Consider the following 14635-nt stretch of genomic DNA (forward strand, 5'->3'; position numbering starts at 1 on the left):
TCAGTGGCGGTGTTCGCGGGTAACCCCGGCGTCGTAGTGGCTGACCACCTGTTGCCAGCCAGCGGCGATCAGTGCCGCCTGGCCGAGGTCATCCGGGATGATTGCGGCGCTGTCGCGGCGCAACCAGATATCAGCCTGGCCGGTGCTGTCGGGTGGCAGGATCAGCAGCAGGCTGCCGGCAATTTCGGGTGCCTGGCTGCGGCCCAGGTAGGCGCCGGGCACCAGCCAGGTCCACTGGTGACTGCCCCGGCTCTGGCTGCCGGCGTCGACCACGAATGGTGGCAGGCCTTCATCGGCCAGGGCCTGTACCCCAGGTGCAGCAGCGTTTTCTTCACGCAGCAACTGGATCTCGTCGAATGCCACCCGCAGGTCGGTGTAGAGGCCTTGCTCGGCCGCAGTGAGGTCGCGGCGGGCGTCGATCTGGTGGGCGGCGATGGCCTGTTCGTCCTCGCGCTCGCCGCGCAGCCACACCACGCCAGCCGCCAACGCCACTATCAGCAAGCTGGCCAACAGCACGTACAGGGTTTCGTGCCCGGCCCCGGCCGGGCGAATCACGTGAGCGCGGCTCATGGCTGGGCGATGTCGGCGTAGTCGACTTCCACCACGTGCCCGGGGCCGGCGTCGAACAGCACGTAGAATTCGCCGTCTGGGCGCTTGAAGGTCAGGGTCGAATCGTCGCCAAGCTTGCCGCCGACCAGCACTTGCTCGTCATAGCCGATCACATCTAGGGTTACCCCGGGGGCGCCACTGCCGTCCGAGAAACCACCGGTGCACTTGACTTGGCCGCTGGCCAGTTCTTCGCATTCGCACATGGGGTTGTGGGCCAGTGCCGGGCTTGCGGCCAGTGCCAGCAAGGGCAGGGCGAGGGTGCGCAGCAGGTATTTCATTTCATGCCTCCTTTTTTCTCGAGCCAGGCCACGGTGGCTGGCGATGCCTTGGCCAGCGGGACAGACGCTTGGTGCATGCTGCCGTCCCAGCCTTCCACGGTGATCCAGATCTGGGCGTCGGGTTTGGTGCGTGGGGGGATCGGCAGATTGGTGGCCATAGCGTAGGGCGCGCCGAAGAAGATCGTGCCAGCCGCCCGCAGGCTGCGCGGTTTGCCGATGCGCAGGTAAACGGCCTTCACGTCGTTGACGCACGCCTTGCACAGCGCTGCCCTGAATACCTTGAAGTCGCCTGCCGGGCCGTCTCTGCGGGGGGCTTCGTCACGCAGTTCCGCCACGTCCAGGGTGTAGGGGCCGGCCTGGATGCCGGTGATCACATTCGCCCCCAGCCCTGCCTCGCCGCGGAACAGCTTTGCGTCGCTGAAATACTTGGGCATGAAACCCAGCGGGATCAGGATCAGCAGGATGTTCAAGTGGAAACGCCACTTCAACCACCACTGTTTCAGCGGGCTGACGGGCACGGCCTGGGTGTGGCTCATCGTTGCATCTCCAGCGAGGTCCGAGTGGGCGCAGTATGGGGTGCGCGTTCGCTACGCTTCAGCGCGGCAGCGGTGGCTTGCGCCGTACGTTTGGTCCAGATCAGCAAGCCGCTGAACACCATCAGGGTGAGCACCAGGCCGAAGAAGAACCAGATCAGCTTGATCGGCAGGCCGCCAAAGTCACCGGTGTGCAAGGGGCGCATGGACTCGGTGACGAACTCCAGGGCGGAGCGGTCGCCCAGCAGGAACTGGCTGTCCACCTTGCGCGTGTAGGGGTTGACCTCGGCGCTTTGGGCCATCAGCGGATACCAGCTCCGCCCGCCCATGGAAATATGGCTGTAAGCGGTGGCAGGCAACGCAATGAAGTTGATTTCCAGCCCTGGAATCGCCAGGCCAGCGATGCGTGCCGCTTCATCGAGGTCGATCCGTGGGGCTGGGCTGCCATCGGCGGTCTGGGGCACTTCTTCGCGAGCGATGACCGGCACGATCGGCTCGCTGGAAATGCTGATGTGGTTGTCGAACAGAATCGCCTGGATCAGGAACCAGGTACCGGTGATGGAAATGACCGCGATGAACCAGATCGACCAGACACCGGCCAGGCGGTGCAGGTCGCCCCAGAAGATGCGCGAACCGTGCCCTGTGCGTACCGGCTTGAAGAAGCCTTTCCAGAACTTTTTGTACACCACTAGCCCGGTTACCAGCGAAGCGAACATGGGCAGGCCGAGGATCGACACCAGGTACCAGCCCCAGCTGAAACCGTTGGTGAAGGGCACCAGCCACCAGCCGTGCAGGGCGCGGGTGAAGGCTTGGAAGTTGAAGTCGGGGGATTTGCCCTGAATCGCACCGGTGTAAGGATTGACGTACAAGGTCGGGGTGGTGCCGTCCGGGAAGGTCACATTGGCCGTGAGGGCGAAGTGTGAGCCCTCAGGCTGAATGATGGAGCGCACGACCATATCCGGCTCTGCTTCATGCAGGGCGTTCAGCACCTGTTGGAAGCTCAGGCGTTCGGCGTCGGTGTCCGGCTTGCTGGCACGTACATCGGGGTTGGCCAGCCAGACGATTTCCTGGCTGACCACCGCGAGCATGCCCGTGAAGCAGACGATCAATACAAAGAACCAGATCGGCAAGGCGAGCCAGCTGTGCACCAGGAACCACAGCCTGGATTTGGATTTTTTCAACGATTTGGCCATCAGACGGGTCTTCTGCTATGGGTGGTCGAGCGTGCGCCCAACCAAAGAGGGCTGTACTGATAAGGACGAATGAGAATCGAAATCCTGCCGATTAAAATGAAAGCAAATGTTTCAAACGACAAAGCCGACCTGCGCAGGGGGCGTCAGGTCGGCCAGGGCGGCTCGTGTTCTGGCGGTCAGGCGCTGGTCAGTGCCACTGCCGCAGAAGGTTTGCCGTGCAGCTGTGCGAGGTCCTGGTATAGGGCCCTGGCTATCTCCGCGGCACGTGTCGGCAGCACCGAGAGCAGGGTGTCGCTAAGCCCGTGGCTGTTTTCGCAGAAGCCCTGCAGGTAGACCGAGGCTTGCAGGTCGGGGCTGGCCAGCACGCGGTAGTTGCGGTCGACGCTGAAGTCGCCCAGGTACCCGGCCAGGGGTGCCAGCAGGTCGCGGTGCGAGCGGCGTTCGTAGCCGGTGGCGAGAATCACGGCATCGTAGCGGTGCGTTTGCTGCTGGTCGGTGGCAAGGTCACGCAGGGTCAGCTCCAGGCCCTCGCGGGTGGCGACCACGGCATCGACCTGGCGGCGGCACAAGACGTTGTGGCGATACTGGTGGGCGACTTTTTGCCGGTAGAGGATGCCGTATATGCGCTCGATCAGGTTGAGGTCGACCACCGAGTAGTTGGTGTTGTGGTACTCGCCCAGCAGCTTGCTGCGCTGCTCGGCTGGCTCGTTGAAGACCAGGTCTGTGTAGTCCGGCGAGAAGATCTCGTTGACGAACGGGCTGTCGTCGGCGGGCTTGAGGGCCGAGCCGCGCAGGATCATGTCGACTTTGACCGAAGGGTAGCTGTCGTTGAGGTCGATGAACGCCTCGGCGGCGCTCTGCCCCGAGCCGATCACGGCGATGCGCATCGGGGCGCCCTGCGTGCACGGCAGTTTGTTCAGGCTGCTCAGGTACTGAGAATGGTGGAACACCCGCGGGTCATCCTTGAAAGCACCGAACTTCGCCGGAATTTTCGGTGTGCCGCCGCTGCCGACCACTACCGAGCGGGTGCGGCGGCTGTATTCGCGGCCTTGCGCATCACGCGACACCAGGCGCAGGTGCTCCACCCGGCCGCCCTGTACCTGCGGCTCGATCCGCAGCACCTGCTGGCCATAGACGGCCTGGCCGGCGAAGTGTTCGGCGGCCCAGCGCAGGTAGTCGTTGTACTCCAGGCGGCAGGGGTAGAAAGTGCCCAGGTTGATGAAGTCCGCCAGGCGTTGTTTCTGGTGCAGGTAATTGACGAAGCTGTAGGGGCTGGTGGGGTTGCGCAGCGACACCAGGTCTTTGAGGAACGAGATCTGCAGCTCGCTCTGTGTCGCCAGGGTTTCACCGTGCCAGCGGTAGTCCTGTTGCTTGTCGATGAACAGCGCGTCCAGGGCATGGCCCTGTGACTCTGCCAGTTCCTCCAGGGCAATGGCCAAGGCCAGATTGGAAGGGCCGAAGCCCACGCCGATCAGATCTTTGATGGTGTCCTGCTGTGTGGGCTGGCTCATGATGGTGATTCCCTGAATGCTCGAATAGGCACGCCCGCCGGGGCTTCGGCCGCTGTGCAAGTACATGAGGTGGAACGAGCCAGCCGACCGGGAATTTAATTGGGCTAAAGCGCGGCGCGAATTGGCCGATAGGGTGGTTAACGCAAAGCCCGATCTTTCAGACAGGGACCGACATGGCCGTCATCACAGCTGGCAACCTCATGATCAATGGCGTATCGGCGCAGGCGCTCAGCGCTAATGCCGCCGCTGAACGCGACCAGGCCAAGCAGGCCGGCGAAGCGGTGGGCCCGCTGCAAATCAGCAGCGACAGCCTTAAGGTGTCCGCGGGTAGCCAGGCACAGTCAGCGGATACAGCGGACAGCGGTGAGTCGGAGGCGGTAAGCGAGCTGCGGCAGTTGATCAAGGACTTGCAGAAGCAACTGGCCGAGGAGCAGAAGCAGCTTGCCGCGTTGCAGAACAGCAAGATGGATGAGACGTCCAAGGCGGCTGCGGTCGGTGCCAAGCAGGCAAGCATCGCTACCCTCAACGGTCAGATCATGGCCGCCACCGCGCAGTTGCTGGAGCTGCTGCAGCAAGAGGGTGGCAGCAGCTCCGGCGGGATGGTCAGCGCCACGGCCTGACGGCGCCATGGCCTGTTGCTTCGGGCCTGCTTACTCGGCCGCCACCCGCCCTTTGCCCTGGCGATCCGCCTTGTACTGCATGGCCACGGCCGGCGCTGGCTTGGCTGCACCGGTTTCCAGCCATTGGCGCAAGCGGCTGGCATCGGCGAAATGGGTGTACTTGCCGAAGGCATCCAGGATGACCATCGCCACAGGGCGGTTATCCATTCGGGTCAACAGCACCAGGCAATGCCCGGCTTCGTTGGTAAAACCGGTCTTGGTCAGCTTGATGTCCCAGTTGCTCTTGTTCACCAGGTGGTCGGTGTTACGGAACCCCAGGGTGTAATTGGGCTTGCGGAAGGCCACGGTCTTCTCGCGGGTGGTCGACAGCTCGCTCAGCATAGGGTACTTGCGCGAGGCCATCAGCAGCTTGGACAGGTCGCGGGCAGTCGACACGTTCTGCGTCGAAAGCCCGGTAGGCTCAACGTAGCGGGTATGGGCCATGCCCAGGCTACGGGCTTTGGCGTTCATCGCTTTGATGAATGCCGGGTAGCCACCGGGGTAGGCATTGGCCAAGCTATTGGCTGCACGGTTTTCCGAAGACATCAAGGTAATCAGCAGGGTCTCGCGGCGATTGAGCTGGCTGCCGGGGCGTACCCGTGAATACACGCCCTTCATCTCCGGGTTGTTGGCGATGGTCATGGTGAGCATCTCATCCATGGGCAGCTTGGCGTCCAGCACCACCATCGCGGTCATCAGTTTGGTCACCGAAGCGATCGGCACCACGCGGTCGGCGTGGTTCGAGTACAGCTCCTGGTTGGTATTGAGGTCGATCAGCAGCGCGCTGCCCGAAGCCAGGTGCAGTTTGGAGGGGTCGCGTTGCACCTTGGCCGGGGGTTGTGCAGCAGCGGTCGACGGCAGCGTCGCGGTACCTGTGAGCAACAGCAGCAGGCTGAGAATGGACAGGGATGTTTTCACGTTGAGGCTCACTAAAGGTTGGTATGTCGTTGGCTGTGCAAGGGTTTTCCCCCAAAAACCGCTGCATTCTGGAGTATGGCTGAACGGCTGTCGAATGCCTTATATCTAAAGGGCGCAACGTGAACGAAATTTAATCCCGTACCCATTGTGTACCCTTCATGTGCTGTTCATGAAGTGCGCCGAACGGTGATAGGGGCGGGGGCAAACTGAGCGCTCGGTTCTGATCAGGTCCGGTACCGACCCGTGAACAGGAGGGCCGGCACGCAAAGGGCGTTGTCGCCTCAGCCATGTATCAACGTCAGGTCGCTGATAATGCAGATCGAGCCATCGTCGACCGGCGTTTGGTCGTTGTAGTCGACCTGGTTGTAAACGCCGCCGTGGAATTCGAACAGGCGCGAAGCCCAACTGCCGTCGAGTTGCAAACCACCTGAAGTACCGGTTGCTCCCTTGCAGGTTGCGGTGACCGTGACCAGGCCCTGTGCCGTGACGTGCAGGCTTATGCCGAACTGCGCGCCCAGCGGTACGCCCTTGAGCACCGTCGAATTCACTGGGTCAGCCTGGTCATAGGCTTGGCGAAAGCCCAAGGTGATATCACCTTTCTTCCAGAACACCTTGACGGGCGGGCCGTCGTCGCCGCGCACGTGCATCTGGGCAATGACCACCTTCTGCGCGGCGTTGACCTTGGTCAACGTCATGCTTTGACGGCTCCAATGATCCGCGGCACTGGCCAGCGTCCAGGAACGGGTCTCGGTCCATTCACAGCGGGTGCGGTGGGTACTCTTGCTCGACGCCCCTTTGGTTGGCGCAGAAAACTGGATCGAGCCGTCACTGAGTAACGTGACCACCTCTGGGAGGCGGGCAATGGCTTCGTCACCGTCAAGTTCCAGGGCAACGGGGTTGGTTGCGGATACTGCCACCGGGGTGGCGATCAACAGGTTGCTGATGTCTACGGCCATGGTAACTCCTCATGAACAGCCAGGTTTGAAGGGCAGACTGAATGCTGCCTGGTTGAGAGTTAGCCAATGGCTAAATTAAATGTCAATAGCTTAAAGCTAAAAATTGCGCTGTGGGTGAAATTACCTGTTGGCGAAAATTTTCAGGGCAAGGCCTTTACGCTGGATTTGGCTGTGCGATAAGCTTTCGCCGGGTACTGTACAAATATACATATATCAGGATGACAATATGCCTATGCAAACAGCGTCGACCACCCTTCAGCCCCCGGGAATGTCGGGTGTAGAGCGCCTGAGCCTGCGGGTATCGTCGATGATCAACCACCCTGTGGCCCAGACCCAGCGCTGGGTACTGGTGCATCGCCTGCACAGCGATGGCGACGCGGAATGGGAAGAGGTGATGGGGCTGCTGCTGGAAACACCCGAGTTGGACCTGACCTTCAACCCTGATGGCAGCGTGCTGGTGCGCTGGCAGCGCCACGCCGGCCAGCAGTTTGACGAAGTGAGCGTCGAGCAGGGCTGTGGGTCACTGATGCCTGCTGCGCCGTTCTGAAATACCGGCGCCAGGCCGCTGCCGGGGCAGGTGGCGCCTTACACGAGGTGGGCATTCCACACCAGCAGGACCCTGGCCTGGATATAGGTTTCTTCGCGGCGAATCAGGCGGTCCTTGTGCCGTGAGTTGTCGGAAATCATCTCGAAATGATCGTCATCGGCAATCTGCAGGCGCTTGATGTAGATATGGTCACCCCACGCGAAAAAGTAGATCCCGTCGCCCACGAACTCGCGAATGCTGACATCGACGATCAGTGGGTCACGGTGCCTGATGGTGGGCTCCATCGATTGGCCCCAGCCAGTGACCATCTTCAGGTGGTGGTGCTCGCTGAATTCCACACCCAGTTCCCGCAGGTGGCTGGGGCTGACCCGCACATCCTTGAACATTTCCGGGTAGTCATGGGGGATCTGGCCGCCGCCCATGGCCGCGCGCACATCATAGTGGGCAATCCATACCTCATCGCCCACCAGGCCGGGCCGGCCGTGGTCGGCCTGCAGCAATACGGTTTCCGCGGGCTCGGCAGCCGCGGCCAGCAGCCTCTGGCGGGTTTCTTCGGGGATGCCTTTGCCACTTTTTGCCAGCATCTGCTTGACCAGGTCGGCGGCGCACACCGCGCCGTCGGCAGGCCCGCCCGAGGCCTGCGGGTGATCGCCGGGCGCCAGCGCGTCGAACCAGCCGCGTGGCAAGCCTTCGATACCCTCGATCCGCCGCGCCACGTCGTCGCCCAGGTTCTTGGCGGTCCTGTTGGAGAGAATCTGGCTCAGGTGCGCAGGCGCCATGCCCCAGCGCTCGGCGCAGGCGCCCTTTTTCTGGTCGGCGATCAGCTTGACCAGGTTCTGCTTGCGGATTTCATAGATGTCCATAAGGCGAAGCATGCCAGTGTTTAGCTCTCTGCTAAATGTGCGCATGGCTAAATTTCCCTTGAGGTAAATTTACCCCTAGGCTAAACTAAACCTTCAGACAATAAAAGCCACGGCGATGCAATGCCGTGGATTGCCCATCTCGTCAGTAAAGAGGTTTACATGGATCCCACCGACCTCGGCCCAGGCACCCTTACGTGGCTGGGTGGTACAGGCACCGTGTTGTTCGGGGCCTTTCTATGGCTGCGCAAATGGCTGTCCAGAGATGCGGCAGACCGCGCGCTGGACAATGCAGACATTGCCGTGATTCGCCGCCTGACCGAGCTGCTCGATAGCGAGCGCGATGCCCGCCGTGAGGCGGAGGCCAAGGCTGACCAGTTCGCCAAGGAGCGCAATGAACTGGTGGTCACCGTCGGCCGCTTGCAAGGCAGGGTCGTGGCCCTGACCAGTCAACTGGCCCGGGCCAAGGCGTGAAACGACCGACGACCCGCACCCACCATGGCCACACAAAAAAAAGCCCGCCATTTCGGCGGGCACAAGGGCGTAGGGAGCAACGCACAACAAATTCGGGTCAGGCCACCAAGGTGCCTGGTTGCAACAGTTCAGCCAATGCGCGGGCTTGGGCGAGGGTCGGCACCGGCCCACTCACAGCCTCGCCGTTGCGCACCAGGTACCAGCAGGCCAACAGGCCTTGTTCACGCAGTGAAACCGGAACAGCGCTGCCGACAACGGACATGATCTGGATAGTGGCCATGGGGACCTCCTGTGAAACATGGGCCTACCATACGTAGCCGCTACCAGGGTTTGAAATCAACGTTGTCGATAGTGGTCATTACTTCTATCAACCCTTACCAGCGTGGCGGGCCGTAATACACCCGTGGCGGGCCGTAGTAGGCCCGGTAGCCTGGCGGTGGCGGGGCCGGCGCATAATAAGGCTGGTAATAGACGGGCTGCGGCGGCGGCTGCACGTACACCGGTTGCGGCGGGTAGTACACCGGCTGGCGTTCCACGTACACCGTACGGTCGTGCCCGCCAGACACCGTAGCGCCAACCACCGCGCCAACCACGGCAGCTCCCAGTAGCGGGCCCGGCCCATACCAACCGCCGCCATGGCCGTAACCACCGTGGGCAGCTGCAGGCCCGCTGATGGCCAAAGCGCCGACCAGCAGGGCGATTCCGGGAATGAGACGGTTCATATCAACCTCGCGAGTAAACCCCTAAAGTGGGGTGTCACTAATATGACTCCGGTATTTGTCAATTGCGCGCAGGGCAATGGTAAAGGTTGTGTAAGGGACGAACAGCGGTTGCCTCTGGTACGCTGCACAAACGTTTCAGTCATGACTCAGGAGCAGGCTATGTCGACAACTCCCGGCAGGGATACCGTGCTGTGCATTTCCCTGGCAGGCCGCCCCGGTACATTCGGCGTGCGCTTTCACAACCACCTGTACCAACAGTTGGGCCTGGACTTTTACTACAAGGCCATGCGCACCGACGACCTCCCGGCCGCGGTAGCGGGAATTCGAGCCTTGGGCATACGCGGGTGTGGGGTATCGATGCCATACAAGGAAGCGTGCATGGCGCTGGTAGACGAGATCGACCCGTCGGCAGCGGCCATCGAGTCGGTCAACACTTTGGTGAACACCAACGGTCGCCTCACAGCCTACAACACCGACTATCTGGCCGTACGCCAGTTGTTGACCCGGCACCAGGTCGACCCGGCAACCGCTTTCGCCCTGCGCGGCAGCGGCGGTATGGCCAAGGCCGTTGCCAGCGCCTTGCGCGATGCCGGCTTTGCCGAAGGCACCATCGTCGCGCGTAATGCCCAGGCGGGGCAGCAGCTGGCGGATATGTGCGGCTACCGCTGGCTGCCAGAACTCGGCGATATCTGCCCGCCGATGCTGGTGAATGTGACGCCGATCGGCATGGCGGGGGGCGCAGAAGCTGAAGAGCTGGCGTTTTCGGACATCGCCATCGCTGCTGCAGAGCGGGTATTCGATGTGGTGGCCATGCCCGCGCAAACACCGTTGATTCGCCGCGCCCAAGCGCTGGGCAAGCCCGTGATTACCGGGCTTGAGGTGATTGCGCTGCAGGCGCTGGAGCAGTTCGTGCTGTACACAGGTGTGAGGCCGACGCCGGCGCAAGTCGATGCCGCCGTGGCGTACGCTCGCGATATCTGAATGCACCAGCAGCGGCCCCTTCGCGGTATGGCAGCGGTGCTGGCGAAGAGGCCGCTACAGGCCAAGGGGGCAATCAGAATACCTTGGTGCCGGCGTCCAGTTGCTGGTCGACCAGCGCTCGACCGTGGGCCAGTGACACATGCTGGGCACGTTCCAGGTCGGAGAAGAACTTCATCGGCATCGACAGGCGCCTGCTGGTATGGCCATCAGGGGCGGTGATCAGGCAACCGGCGGCGTAGGGCAGGGGCGAGTCAGGATGGGGCATCACGCTGGCGGTGATGGTGTGCTTGCGGTATTCACAGTGAAGGGATTGCATGGTTCTTACCTCGCTGTGGCATGGGAAGCAATTACCTTCATATACCACAGCAAGGGGGCGGTGGTTCCCGCCCCCGACGAACGCTTAGCCTGCGAGGTCGGCCGGCTGAATCACTTCGACCCAATAGCCATCCGGGTCCTTGATGAACGCCAGGTGGTTCATGCGCCCGTCCTGCAGGCGCTTCTGGAACGGTACACCTAGCGCTTCGAAGCGCGCACAGGCGACGCGTACATCGGGTACCGACACGCAGATGTGACCGAAGCCGCGTGGGTCGGTATTGCCATCGTGATAGGCGAAATCGGCATCGTTTTCGGTGCCGTGGTTGTGGGTGAGCTCCAGCACGCCAGGGATCGATTTCATCCACTGGTGACGGGCGGCATCATCGGCGGGGATCTGCGCCGGGTCGACCAGGGCCAGGAAGTACAGGCTGAAAGCGGCTTCGGGGAAATCACGCTTATCTACCACGCGAAAGCCCAGCACACGGGTGTAGAAGTCCAGGGACTTTTCGATGTCCTTGACCCGCAGCATGGTGTGGTTGAAGACGAATTGGGCGGTGGCGGCGTCAGGTTGTGCGGTGACACCAGGCAAGGTTTGCAGATCGTGCAGGCTCATGGGAACTCCTGAGGCAGGGCCGGGCACGGGGCGCCGGCAAAACAGACAGGCTGGCCATGATACGTCAGTGCGCCGATTGCGCAAATGAAAGCGCCCTGCACGAGTGCAGGGCGCTGGAATTAGAGGCCCGCATGTGCGGGCGCGTGATGGGGTCGCTAGTCCTTTAGCTGCCTCGATACTGAGCCAGCCCTTGTGAAAAAAGTGTGAAGCACGTGTTGATGTTTCATCAGCGAGCCCAGCTTTCCACCTCGGCGGCGCCATACTGCTCTTTCCAGGCTTTGAGGCCGCGGTGGTTGCCGCCTTTGGTCTCGATCCGCTCGCCGGTCTCGGGGTGTGTGTAAACCTTCACCACCCGCGGGCGACGGTGCTGTTTGGGGGCAGGGCCGGTGGTGCGCCCCCCGGCTTTGGGGTCAAGTATGGCTATGACATCGCGCAGGCTTTTGTCGTAGCTTTTCATCAGGTTGACGAGTTTCTGCTCGAACTCGATTTCGCGCTTTAACCCGACATCTTTTTTCAACGCTTCCAGTTGCGCCATCTGTTCTTGGAGCGCTTTTTCCGCAGCACGAAACTCTGCAAGTCTGGACACTGTAATCACTCCTGTACGTCGGCTGTGGCGGGGCGTGACGAACATTGGAACGCATGAATACGCCGGCCACGCAGGTGGGTTTTACTGTTCGTTGATAGCGAGTGTAGTCACACATTGGGGCGGGGTAAACTGCTAACTTATTGCAAATAAGCGGGGAACTTTCCTAGTTGCCCACGCGCGATACAGGCGACTCGCCGAAGCGGCCTGGCAGGGCGCTTAGACCATGGTCCAATGGCCCGCGCCAGAGCCGTTACGCGATCATTTCAAAGTATGGCTGGCTGTTGCGCGGTCATGTCCCATTACCGTGGCAAGTCGTTGCCACCGGTTGTTAACCCGCTTTGAATCTGGATGTTTCCCTGCATGTTTTCCCCCTATCCTCTTGCCCCCGGGCGTCGTGTCGCCAGCCTGTTCCTGTTATGTGCCGGTGCCAACGCCCAGGCTGGCGGTTTTCTTGAAGACAGCAGTGCCAAGGTTGAAGCACGCACTGTCTACTTCAACCGGGATTTCCGTGACGGCCACAGCAGTTCCGGCCAAGGGGCGTCCAAGCGAGAAGAGTGGGCCCAGGGCTTTATCCTCAATGTACAGTCGGGTTACACCGAAGGCTTGGTAGGGTTCGGTGTGGATGCGCTGGGCATGTTCGGTGTGAAGTTGGACTCCAGCCCCGCCGACAGTAACAGCGGCTTGCTGCCGTCTTCCGGGCACAACCCTCGGCACTCCGCCGACCAGTATGCAAAGATGGGCCTGGCGGCCAAGGTCAAAGTTTCCAACACGGTGCTCAAATACGGTTCGATGATGCCGGATGTGCCCCTGCTCAAGTACAACGATGGCCGCCTGCTGCCGACGATGTTCCAGGGCGCCATGCTGACCTCCGAGGAACGCCGCGATCTGAAGTTCACCCTGGCACGCCTGGATCGGTACACCGCAAGGGATTCAACCGACCGCCAAAACATTCGCGTGCATTGCAAGAACAAGCGTTACGCCTGCGACATCGAAGCCGACCACTTCGACCTCGCCGGGGTCGATTACCGGGTCAACGAGCGTTTCGGTGCCCAGTATCAAGTGGCCAGGCTGGAGAACATCTATCGCCAGCAGTATTTCGGCCTGGTGGCCAGCCAACCGCTGCCGGTGGGTAGCCTTGCTGCCGACCTGCGGCTGATCAAAAGCGACGACATCGGCAACGCCCGCGCGGGTGCGATCGACCACCGCGCCGTCAGCGGCATGCTCGGCTACAGCCTGGGTGGTCACAAGCTCAGTGCTGGCTGGCAGCGCATGTATGGCGACAGCGCCATGCCCTACCTGGATGGCAGCAACCCGTACCTGGTCAACTATGCACAGGTCAATGATTTTGCCGCCGCCCAGGAGCGCTCCTGGCAAGTGCGCTATGACTATGACTTCAAGGCGTTGGGTGTGCCTGGCCTTACGTTCTTCACCCGGTACATCAACGGTGACCATATCCAGGTGCCAGGCAGCCATGCCGAAGGCAAGGAGTGGGAGCGCGACAGCGAGCTCAAGTACCAAGTGCAAAGTGGCACGTTCAAGGACGTCAGCGTGCGTTTGCGTAATTCCACCTACCGCAGCAACTATGAGCGCTGGGCGCGGGATATGGACGAAACGCGGGTGATCGTCAGCTACAACTTCTCGCTGCTCTGAACGGGTGCTTTGCCAGCGGCCTGCTGGCGCCCGACAATGGCTGCTGAACAGCACCGGAGGGCAGCACAATGAAACAGCTGTTGTTGATCGGCATCGGCCCGGGTGACCCACGCCAGGTCACGTACGAAGCCGTCGACGGGTTGCGCCAGGCCCACGTGTTCTTCGTGCTCGACAAAGGCAGCGTCAAGAACGAGCTGGTGCAGCTGCGCAAGGCCATCCTGCAGCGGTACCGGCCCGAGGGCGGCTATCGGCTGGTTGAGGTCGCCGACCCGCTGCGCGATGGGCAGGCCGACGCGTATGTGCAGGCGGTACAGGACTGGCACGTCCAACGTGCAGCGCTGTATGCGCAACTGATCGAACAGGAACTCGGCGACGGCGAAACCGGCGCCTTTCTGCTGTGGGGCGAGCCCACGCTCTATGACAGCACCTTGCGCATCCTCGACCTGGTCTGCGAGCGAGTTGGCGCGCTGCACCTGCAGGTCATTCCGGGCATCAGCAGCGTGCAGGCACTGGCGGCGCGCCACCGTGTTGCGCTCAACCGCATTGGCGAACCGCTGACCGTGCTGCCTGGTCGGCGTCTGGCCGGGCAGGGGAGTATCGACAATGTGGTGGTGATGCTCGATGGGCAGTGCGCGTTCGCAGCTATCGATGACCCGGCCTTGACGATTTACTGGGGCGCTTACCTGGGCACGGCTGACGAACGGCTGATCGCCGGGCCGCTGCAGGCGGTGAAGGCGCAGATTCTTGAAGTGCGTGCGCGGGAAAGGGCGCGCAAAGGGTGGATCATGGACACCTACCTGTTGCGCAGGGAGGTGTAGCAGGCACCGTTCCTTGGCCCCTGCGCTCCCTGCGCGCTTGGTAAGCGGGTGCCGCCGAATTCAGGCGGTGCCGAGAATCGCCTGCACCTTGTCGCGCAGCTGGTCGATGCTGAACGGCTTGCCGATCATGTGCATGCCCTCCGGCACAGTAATGTTTTCGGCGTAGCCACTGGCGAACAGTACCGGCAACAGTGGCCGCAGCTTGCGTGCCTTGGCTGCCAGCGCCTCACCGCGCATGTCCGGCAGGCCCACATCCGTCATCATCAGCGCCAACGGCTGGTTCGGGTCTTCCAACACCTTGAGCGCCGCGCTGGCATCTTCCGCCTCGATCACCGAGTAGCCCAACTCATCGAGCACTTCGACCATCAGCATACGTACGATGTCGTCGTCTTCGACTACCAAAAGGTGCATG

The 14635-nt window shown here is 61.8% G+C and carries 20 protein-coding genes; 6 read left to right on the forward strand and 14 right to left on the reverse strand.

Going from position 1 to position 14635, the window contains the following annotated elements; genetic code table 11:
• The 5 genes from AACG97_RS11160 to AACG97_RS11180 all read right to left on the reverse strand — a co-directional run bounded on the left by AACG97_RS11160 (position 1) and on the right by AACG97_RS11180 (position 4124).
• Positions 1 to 570: a DUF6162 family protein gene (locus AACG97_RS11160; RefSeq protein WP_115293897.1), complete on the reverse strand. Its 570-nt coding sequence runs from the start codon at positions 568 to 570 to the stop codon at positions 1 to 3.
• The gene (locus AACG97_RS11165; RefSeq protein ID WP_009686454.1) at positions 567 to 887 is read right to left on the reverse strand and encodes a hypothetical protein; all 321 of its coding nucleotides are present in this window, start codon (positions 885 to 887) and stop codon (positions 567 to 569) included. Before AACG97_RS11165 ends, AACG97_RS11160 begins: the two co-directional genes overlap by 4 nt.
• On the reverse strand, positions 884 to 1423 hold the full coding sequence (locus tag AACG97_RS11170; protein ID WP_115293898.1) for a thiamine pyrophosphate-binding protein: 540 nt from the start codon (positions 1421 to 1423) through the stop codon (positions 884 to 886). Before AACG97_RS11170 ends, AACG97_RS11165 begins: the two co-directional genes overlap by 4 nt.
• Complete coding sequence (locus AACG97_RS11175) at positions 1420 to 2613, reverse strand: PepSY-associated TM helix domain-containing protein (protein WP_054881754.1); 1194 nt, start codon at positions 2611 to 2613, stop codon at positions 1420 to 1422. The genes AACG97_RS11170 and AACG97_RS11175 overlap by 4 nt, the downstream gene beginning before the upstream one ends.
• A gap of 176 nt (positions 2614 to 2789) precedes the next feature.
• Complete coding sequence (locus AACG97_RS11180; protein ID WP_054881756.1) at positions 2790 to 4124, reverse strand: lysine N(6)-hydroxylase/L-ornithine N(5)-oxygenase family protein; 1335 nt, start codon at positions 4122 to 4124, stop codon at positions 2790 to 2792.
• 173 nt (positions 4125 to 4297) lie between these two features.
• Here AACG97_RS11180 and AACG97_RS11185 point away from each other — a divergent pair, with 173 nt between their 5' ends.
• Positions 4298 to 4744, forward strand: a complete 447-nt coding sequence (locus AACG97_RS11185) for a hypothetical protein (RefSeq protein WP_009686459.1) — start codon at positions 4298 to 4300, stop codon at positions 4742 to 4744.
• A gap of 30 nt (positions 4745 to 4774) precedes the next feature.
• On the opposite strand, the gene pbpG is transcribed toward AACG97_RS11185, so the two are convergent.
• A complete protein-coding gene (gene pbpG / locus AACG97_RS11190; RefSeq protein ID WP_029887028.1) occupies positions 4775 to 5701 on the reverse strand; it encodes a D-alanyl-D-alanine endopeptidase in 927 nt (308 codons plus the stop codon).
• Positions 5702 to 5982: 281 nt separating this feature from the next.
• Positions 5983 to 6657, reverse strand: coding sequence for a polysaccharide lyase family 7 protein (locus AACG97_RS11195; RefSeq protein ID WP_125854629.1), 675 nt, complete (start codon positions 6655 to 6657; stop codon positions 5983 to 5985).
• 226 nt (positions 6658 to 6883) lie between these two features.
• Between AACG97_RS11195 and AACG97_RS11200 the strand changes: the two genes are divergently transcribed.
• The gene (locus tag AACG97_RS11200; RefSeq protein ID WP_029887030.1) at positions 6884 to 7204 is read left to right on the forward strand and encodes a DUF1654 domain-containing protein; all 321 of its coding nucleotides are present in this window, start codon (positions 6884 to 6886) and stop codon (positions 7202 to 7204) included.
• A 38-nt stretch (positions 7205 to 7242) separates the two neighbouring features.
• Here AACG97_RS11200 and AACG97_RS11205 read toward each other — a convergent pair whose 3' ends face one another.
• Entirely contained in the window at positions 7243 to 8067 is an 825-nt protein-coding gene (locus tag AACG97_RS11205; protein ID WP_047149660.1) for a S24 family peptidase, read from the reverse strand.
• 159 nt (positions 8068 to 8226) lie between these two features.
• On the opposite strand from AACG97_RS11205, the gene AACG97_RS11210 reads away from it, so the two are divergent.
• Positions 8227 to 8538 (forward strand): hypothetical protein, encoded by a 312-nt coding sequence (locus tag AACG97_RS11210; RefSeq protein ID WP_009686465.1) that lies wholly within the window; start codon positions 8227 to 8229, stop codon positions 8536 to 8538.
• 97 nt (positions 8539 to 8635) lie between these two features.
• Here the strand turns inward: AACG97_RS11210 and AACG97_RS11215 are convergent, their stop codons facing one another.
• Positions 8636 to 8818: a hypothetical protein gene (locus AACG97_RS11215; protein WP_009686466.1), complete on the reverse strand. Its 183-nt coding sequence runs from the start codon at positions 8816 to 8818 to the stop codon at positions 8636 to 8638.
• Positions 8819 to 8912: 94 nt separating this feature from the next.
• Positions 8913 to 9260 (reverse strand): hypothetical protein, encoded by a 348-nt coding sequence (locus AACG97_RS11220; protein ID WP_009686467.1) that lies wholly within the window; start codon positions 9258 to 9260, stop codon positions 8913 to 8915.
• 159 nt (positions 9261 to 9419) lie between these two features.
• On the opposite strand from AACG97_RS11220, the gene AACG97_RS11225 reads away from it, so the two are divergent.
• Complete coding sequence (locus AACG97_RS11225) at positions 9420 to 10241, forward strand: shikimate 5-dehydrogenase (protein WP_009686468.1); 822 nt, start codon at positions 9420 to 9422, stop codon at positions 10239 to 10241.
• A 73-nt stretch (positions 10242 to 10314) separates the two neighbouring features.
• Here AACG97_RS11225 and AACG97_RS11230 read toward each other — a convergent pair whose 3' ends face one another.
• From AACG97_RS11230 to AACG97_RS11240, 3 genes are all read right to left on the reverse strand, one after another.
• A complete protein-coding gene (locus AACG97_RS11230; RefSeq protein ID WP_009686469.1) occupies positions 10315 to 10557 on the reverse strand; it encodes a hypothetical protein in 243 nt (80 codons plus the stop codon).
• A gap of 84 nt (positions 10558 to 10641) precedes the next feature.
• Positions 10642 to 11169, reverse strand: coding sequence for a lactoylglutathione lyase (gene gloA, locus AACG97_RS11235; RefSeq protein ID WP_009686470.1), 528 nt, complete (start codon positions 11167 to 11169; stop codon positions 10642 to 10644).
• A 226-nt stretch (positions 11170 to 11395) separates the two neighbouring features.
• Positions 11396 to 11755: a histone-like nucleoid-structuring protein, MvaT/MvaU family gene (locus tag AACG97_RS11240; protein WP_197884857.1), complete on the reverse strand. Its 360-nt coding sequence runs from the start codon at positions 11753 to 11755 to the stop codon at positions 11396 to 11398.
• A gap of 360 nt (positions 11756 to 12115) precedes the next feature.
• Between AACG97_RS11240 and AACG97_RS11245 the strand changes: the two genes are divergently transcribed.
• Together AACG97_RS11245 and cobF are read left to right on the forward strand one after the other, a co-directional pair.
• Positions 12116 to 13405, forward strand: a complete 1290-nt coding sequence (locus AACG97_RS11245) for an OprD family porin (RefSeq protein WP_182365153.1) — start codon at positions 12116 to 12118, stop codon at positions 13403 to 13405.
• Positions 13406 to 13473: 68 nt separating this feature from the next.
• A complete protein-coding gene (cobF, locus tag AACG97_RS11250) occupies positions 13474 to 14223 on the forward strand; it encodes a precorrin-6A synthase (deacetylating) (protein ID WP_009686474.1) in 750 nt (249 codons plus the stop codon).
• Between the two features lie 60 nt (positions 14224 to 14283).
• Here cobF and AACG97_RS11255 read toward each other — a convergent pair whose 3' ends face one another.
• Entirely contained in the window at positions 14284 to 14634 is a 351-nt protein-coding gene (locus tag AACG97_RS11255; protein ID WP_009686475.1) for a response regulator, read from the reverse strand.
• Position 14635 lies beyond the last annotated feature (1 nt).

The organism is Pseudomonas sp. Nvir (genome assembly GCF_963778085.1).
In the GTDB taxonomy this organism is placed as follows: Bacteria; Pseudomonadota; Gammaproteobacteria; order Pseudomonadales; family Pseudomonadaceae; genus Aquipseudomonas; species Aquipseudomonas juntendi.

Bases quoted from the DNA above. Each gene is read 5' to 3' on its own strand.
- AACG97_RS11200 (WP_029887030.1), top strand. From the start codon at position 6,884: ATGCCTATGCAAACAGCGTCGACCACCCTTCAGCCCCCGGGAATGTCG.
- AACG97_RS11225 (WP_009686468.1), top strand. From the start codon at position 9,420: ATGTCGACAACTCCCGGCAGGGATACCGTGCTGTGCATTTCCCTGGCA.
- AACG97_RS11245 (WP_182365153.1), top strand. From the start codon at position 12,116: ATGTTTTCCCCCTATCCTCTTGCCCCCGGGCGTCGTGTCGCCAGCCTG.
- AACG97_RS11160 (WP_115293897.1), bottom strand. From the start codon at position 570: ATGAGCCGCGCTCACGTGATTCGCCCGGCCGGGGCCGGGCACGAAACC.
- cobF (WP_009686474.1), top strand. From the start codon at position 13,474: ATGAAACAGCTGTTGTTGATCGGCATCGGCCCGGGTGACCCACGCCAG.
- AACG97_RS11195 (WP_125854629.1), bottom strand. From the start codon at position 6,657: ATGGCCGTAGACATCAGCAACCTGTTGATCGCCACCCCGGTGGCAGTA.
- AACG97_RS11215 (WP_009686466.1), bottom strand. From the start codon at position 8,818: ATGGCCACTATCCAGATCATGTCCGTTGTCGGCAGCGCTGTTCCGGTT.
- AACG97_RS11230 (WP_009686469.1), bottom strand. From the start codon at position 10,557: ATGCAATCCCTTCACTGTGAATACCGCAAGCACACCATCACCGCCAGC.
- AACG97_RS11220 (WP_009686467.1), bottom strand. From the start codon at position 9,260: ATGAACCGTCTCATTCCCGGAATCGCCCTGCTGGTCGGCGCTTTGGCC.
- AACG97_RS11175 (WP_054881754.1), bottom strand. From the start codon at position 2,613: ATGGCCAAATCGTTGAAAAAATCCAAATCCAGGCTGTGGTTCCTGGTG.
- gloA (WP_009686470.1), bottom strand. From the start codon at position 11,169: ATGAGCCTGCACGATCTGCAAACCTTGCCTGGTGTCACCGCACAACCT.
- AACG97_RS11255 (WP_009686475.1), bottom strand. From the start codon at position 14,634: ATGCACCTTTTGGTAGTCGAAGACGACGACATCGTACGTATGCTGATG.
- AACG97_RS11170 (WP_115293898.1), bottom strand. From the start codon at position 1,423: ATGAGCCACACCCAGGCCGTGCCCGTCAGCCCGCTGAAACAGTGGTGG.
- AACG97_RS11180 (WP_054881756.1), bottom strand. From the start codon at position 4,124: ATGAGCCAGCCCACACAGCAGGACACCATCAAAGATCTGATCGGCGTG.
- AACG97_RS11210 (WP_009686465.1), top strand. From the start codon at position 8,227: ATGGATCCCACCGACCTCGGCCCAGGCACCCTTACGTGGCTGGGTGGT.
- AACG97_RS11165 (WP_009686454.1), bottom strand. From the start codon at position 887: ATGAAATACCTGCTGCGCACCCTCGCCCTGCCCTTGCTGGCACTGGCC.
- AACG97_RS11185 (WP_009686459.1), top strand. From the start codon at position 4,298: ATGGCCGTCATCACAGCTGGCAACCTCATGATCAATGGCGTATCGGCG.
- AACG97_RS11205 (WP_047149660.1), bottom strand. From the start codon at position 8,067: ATGGACATCTATGAAATCCGCAAGCAGAACCTGGTCAAGCTGATCGCC.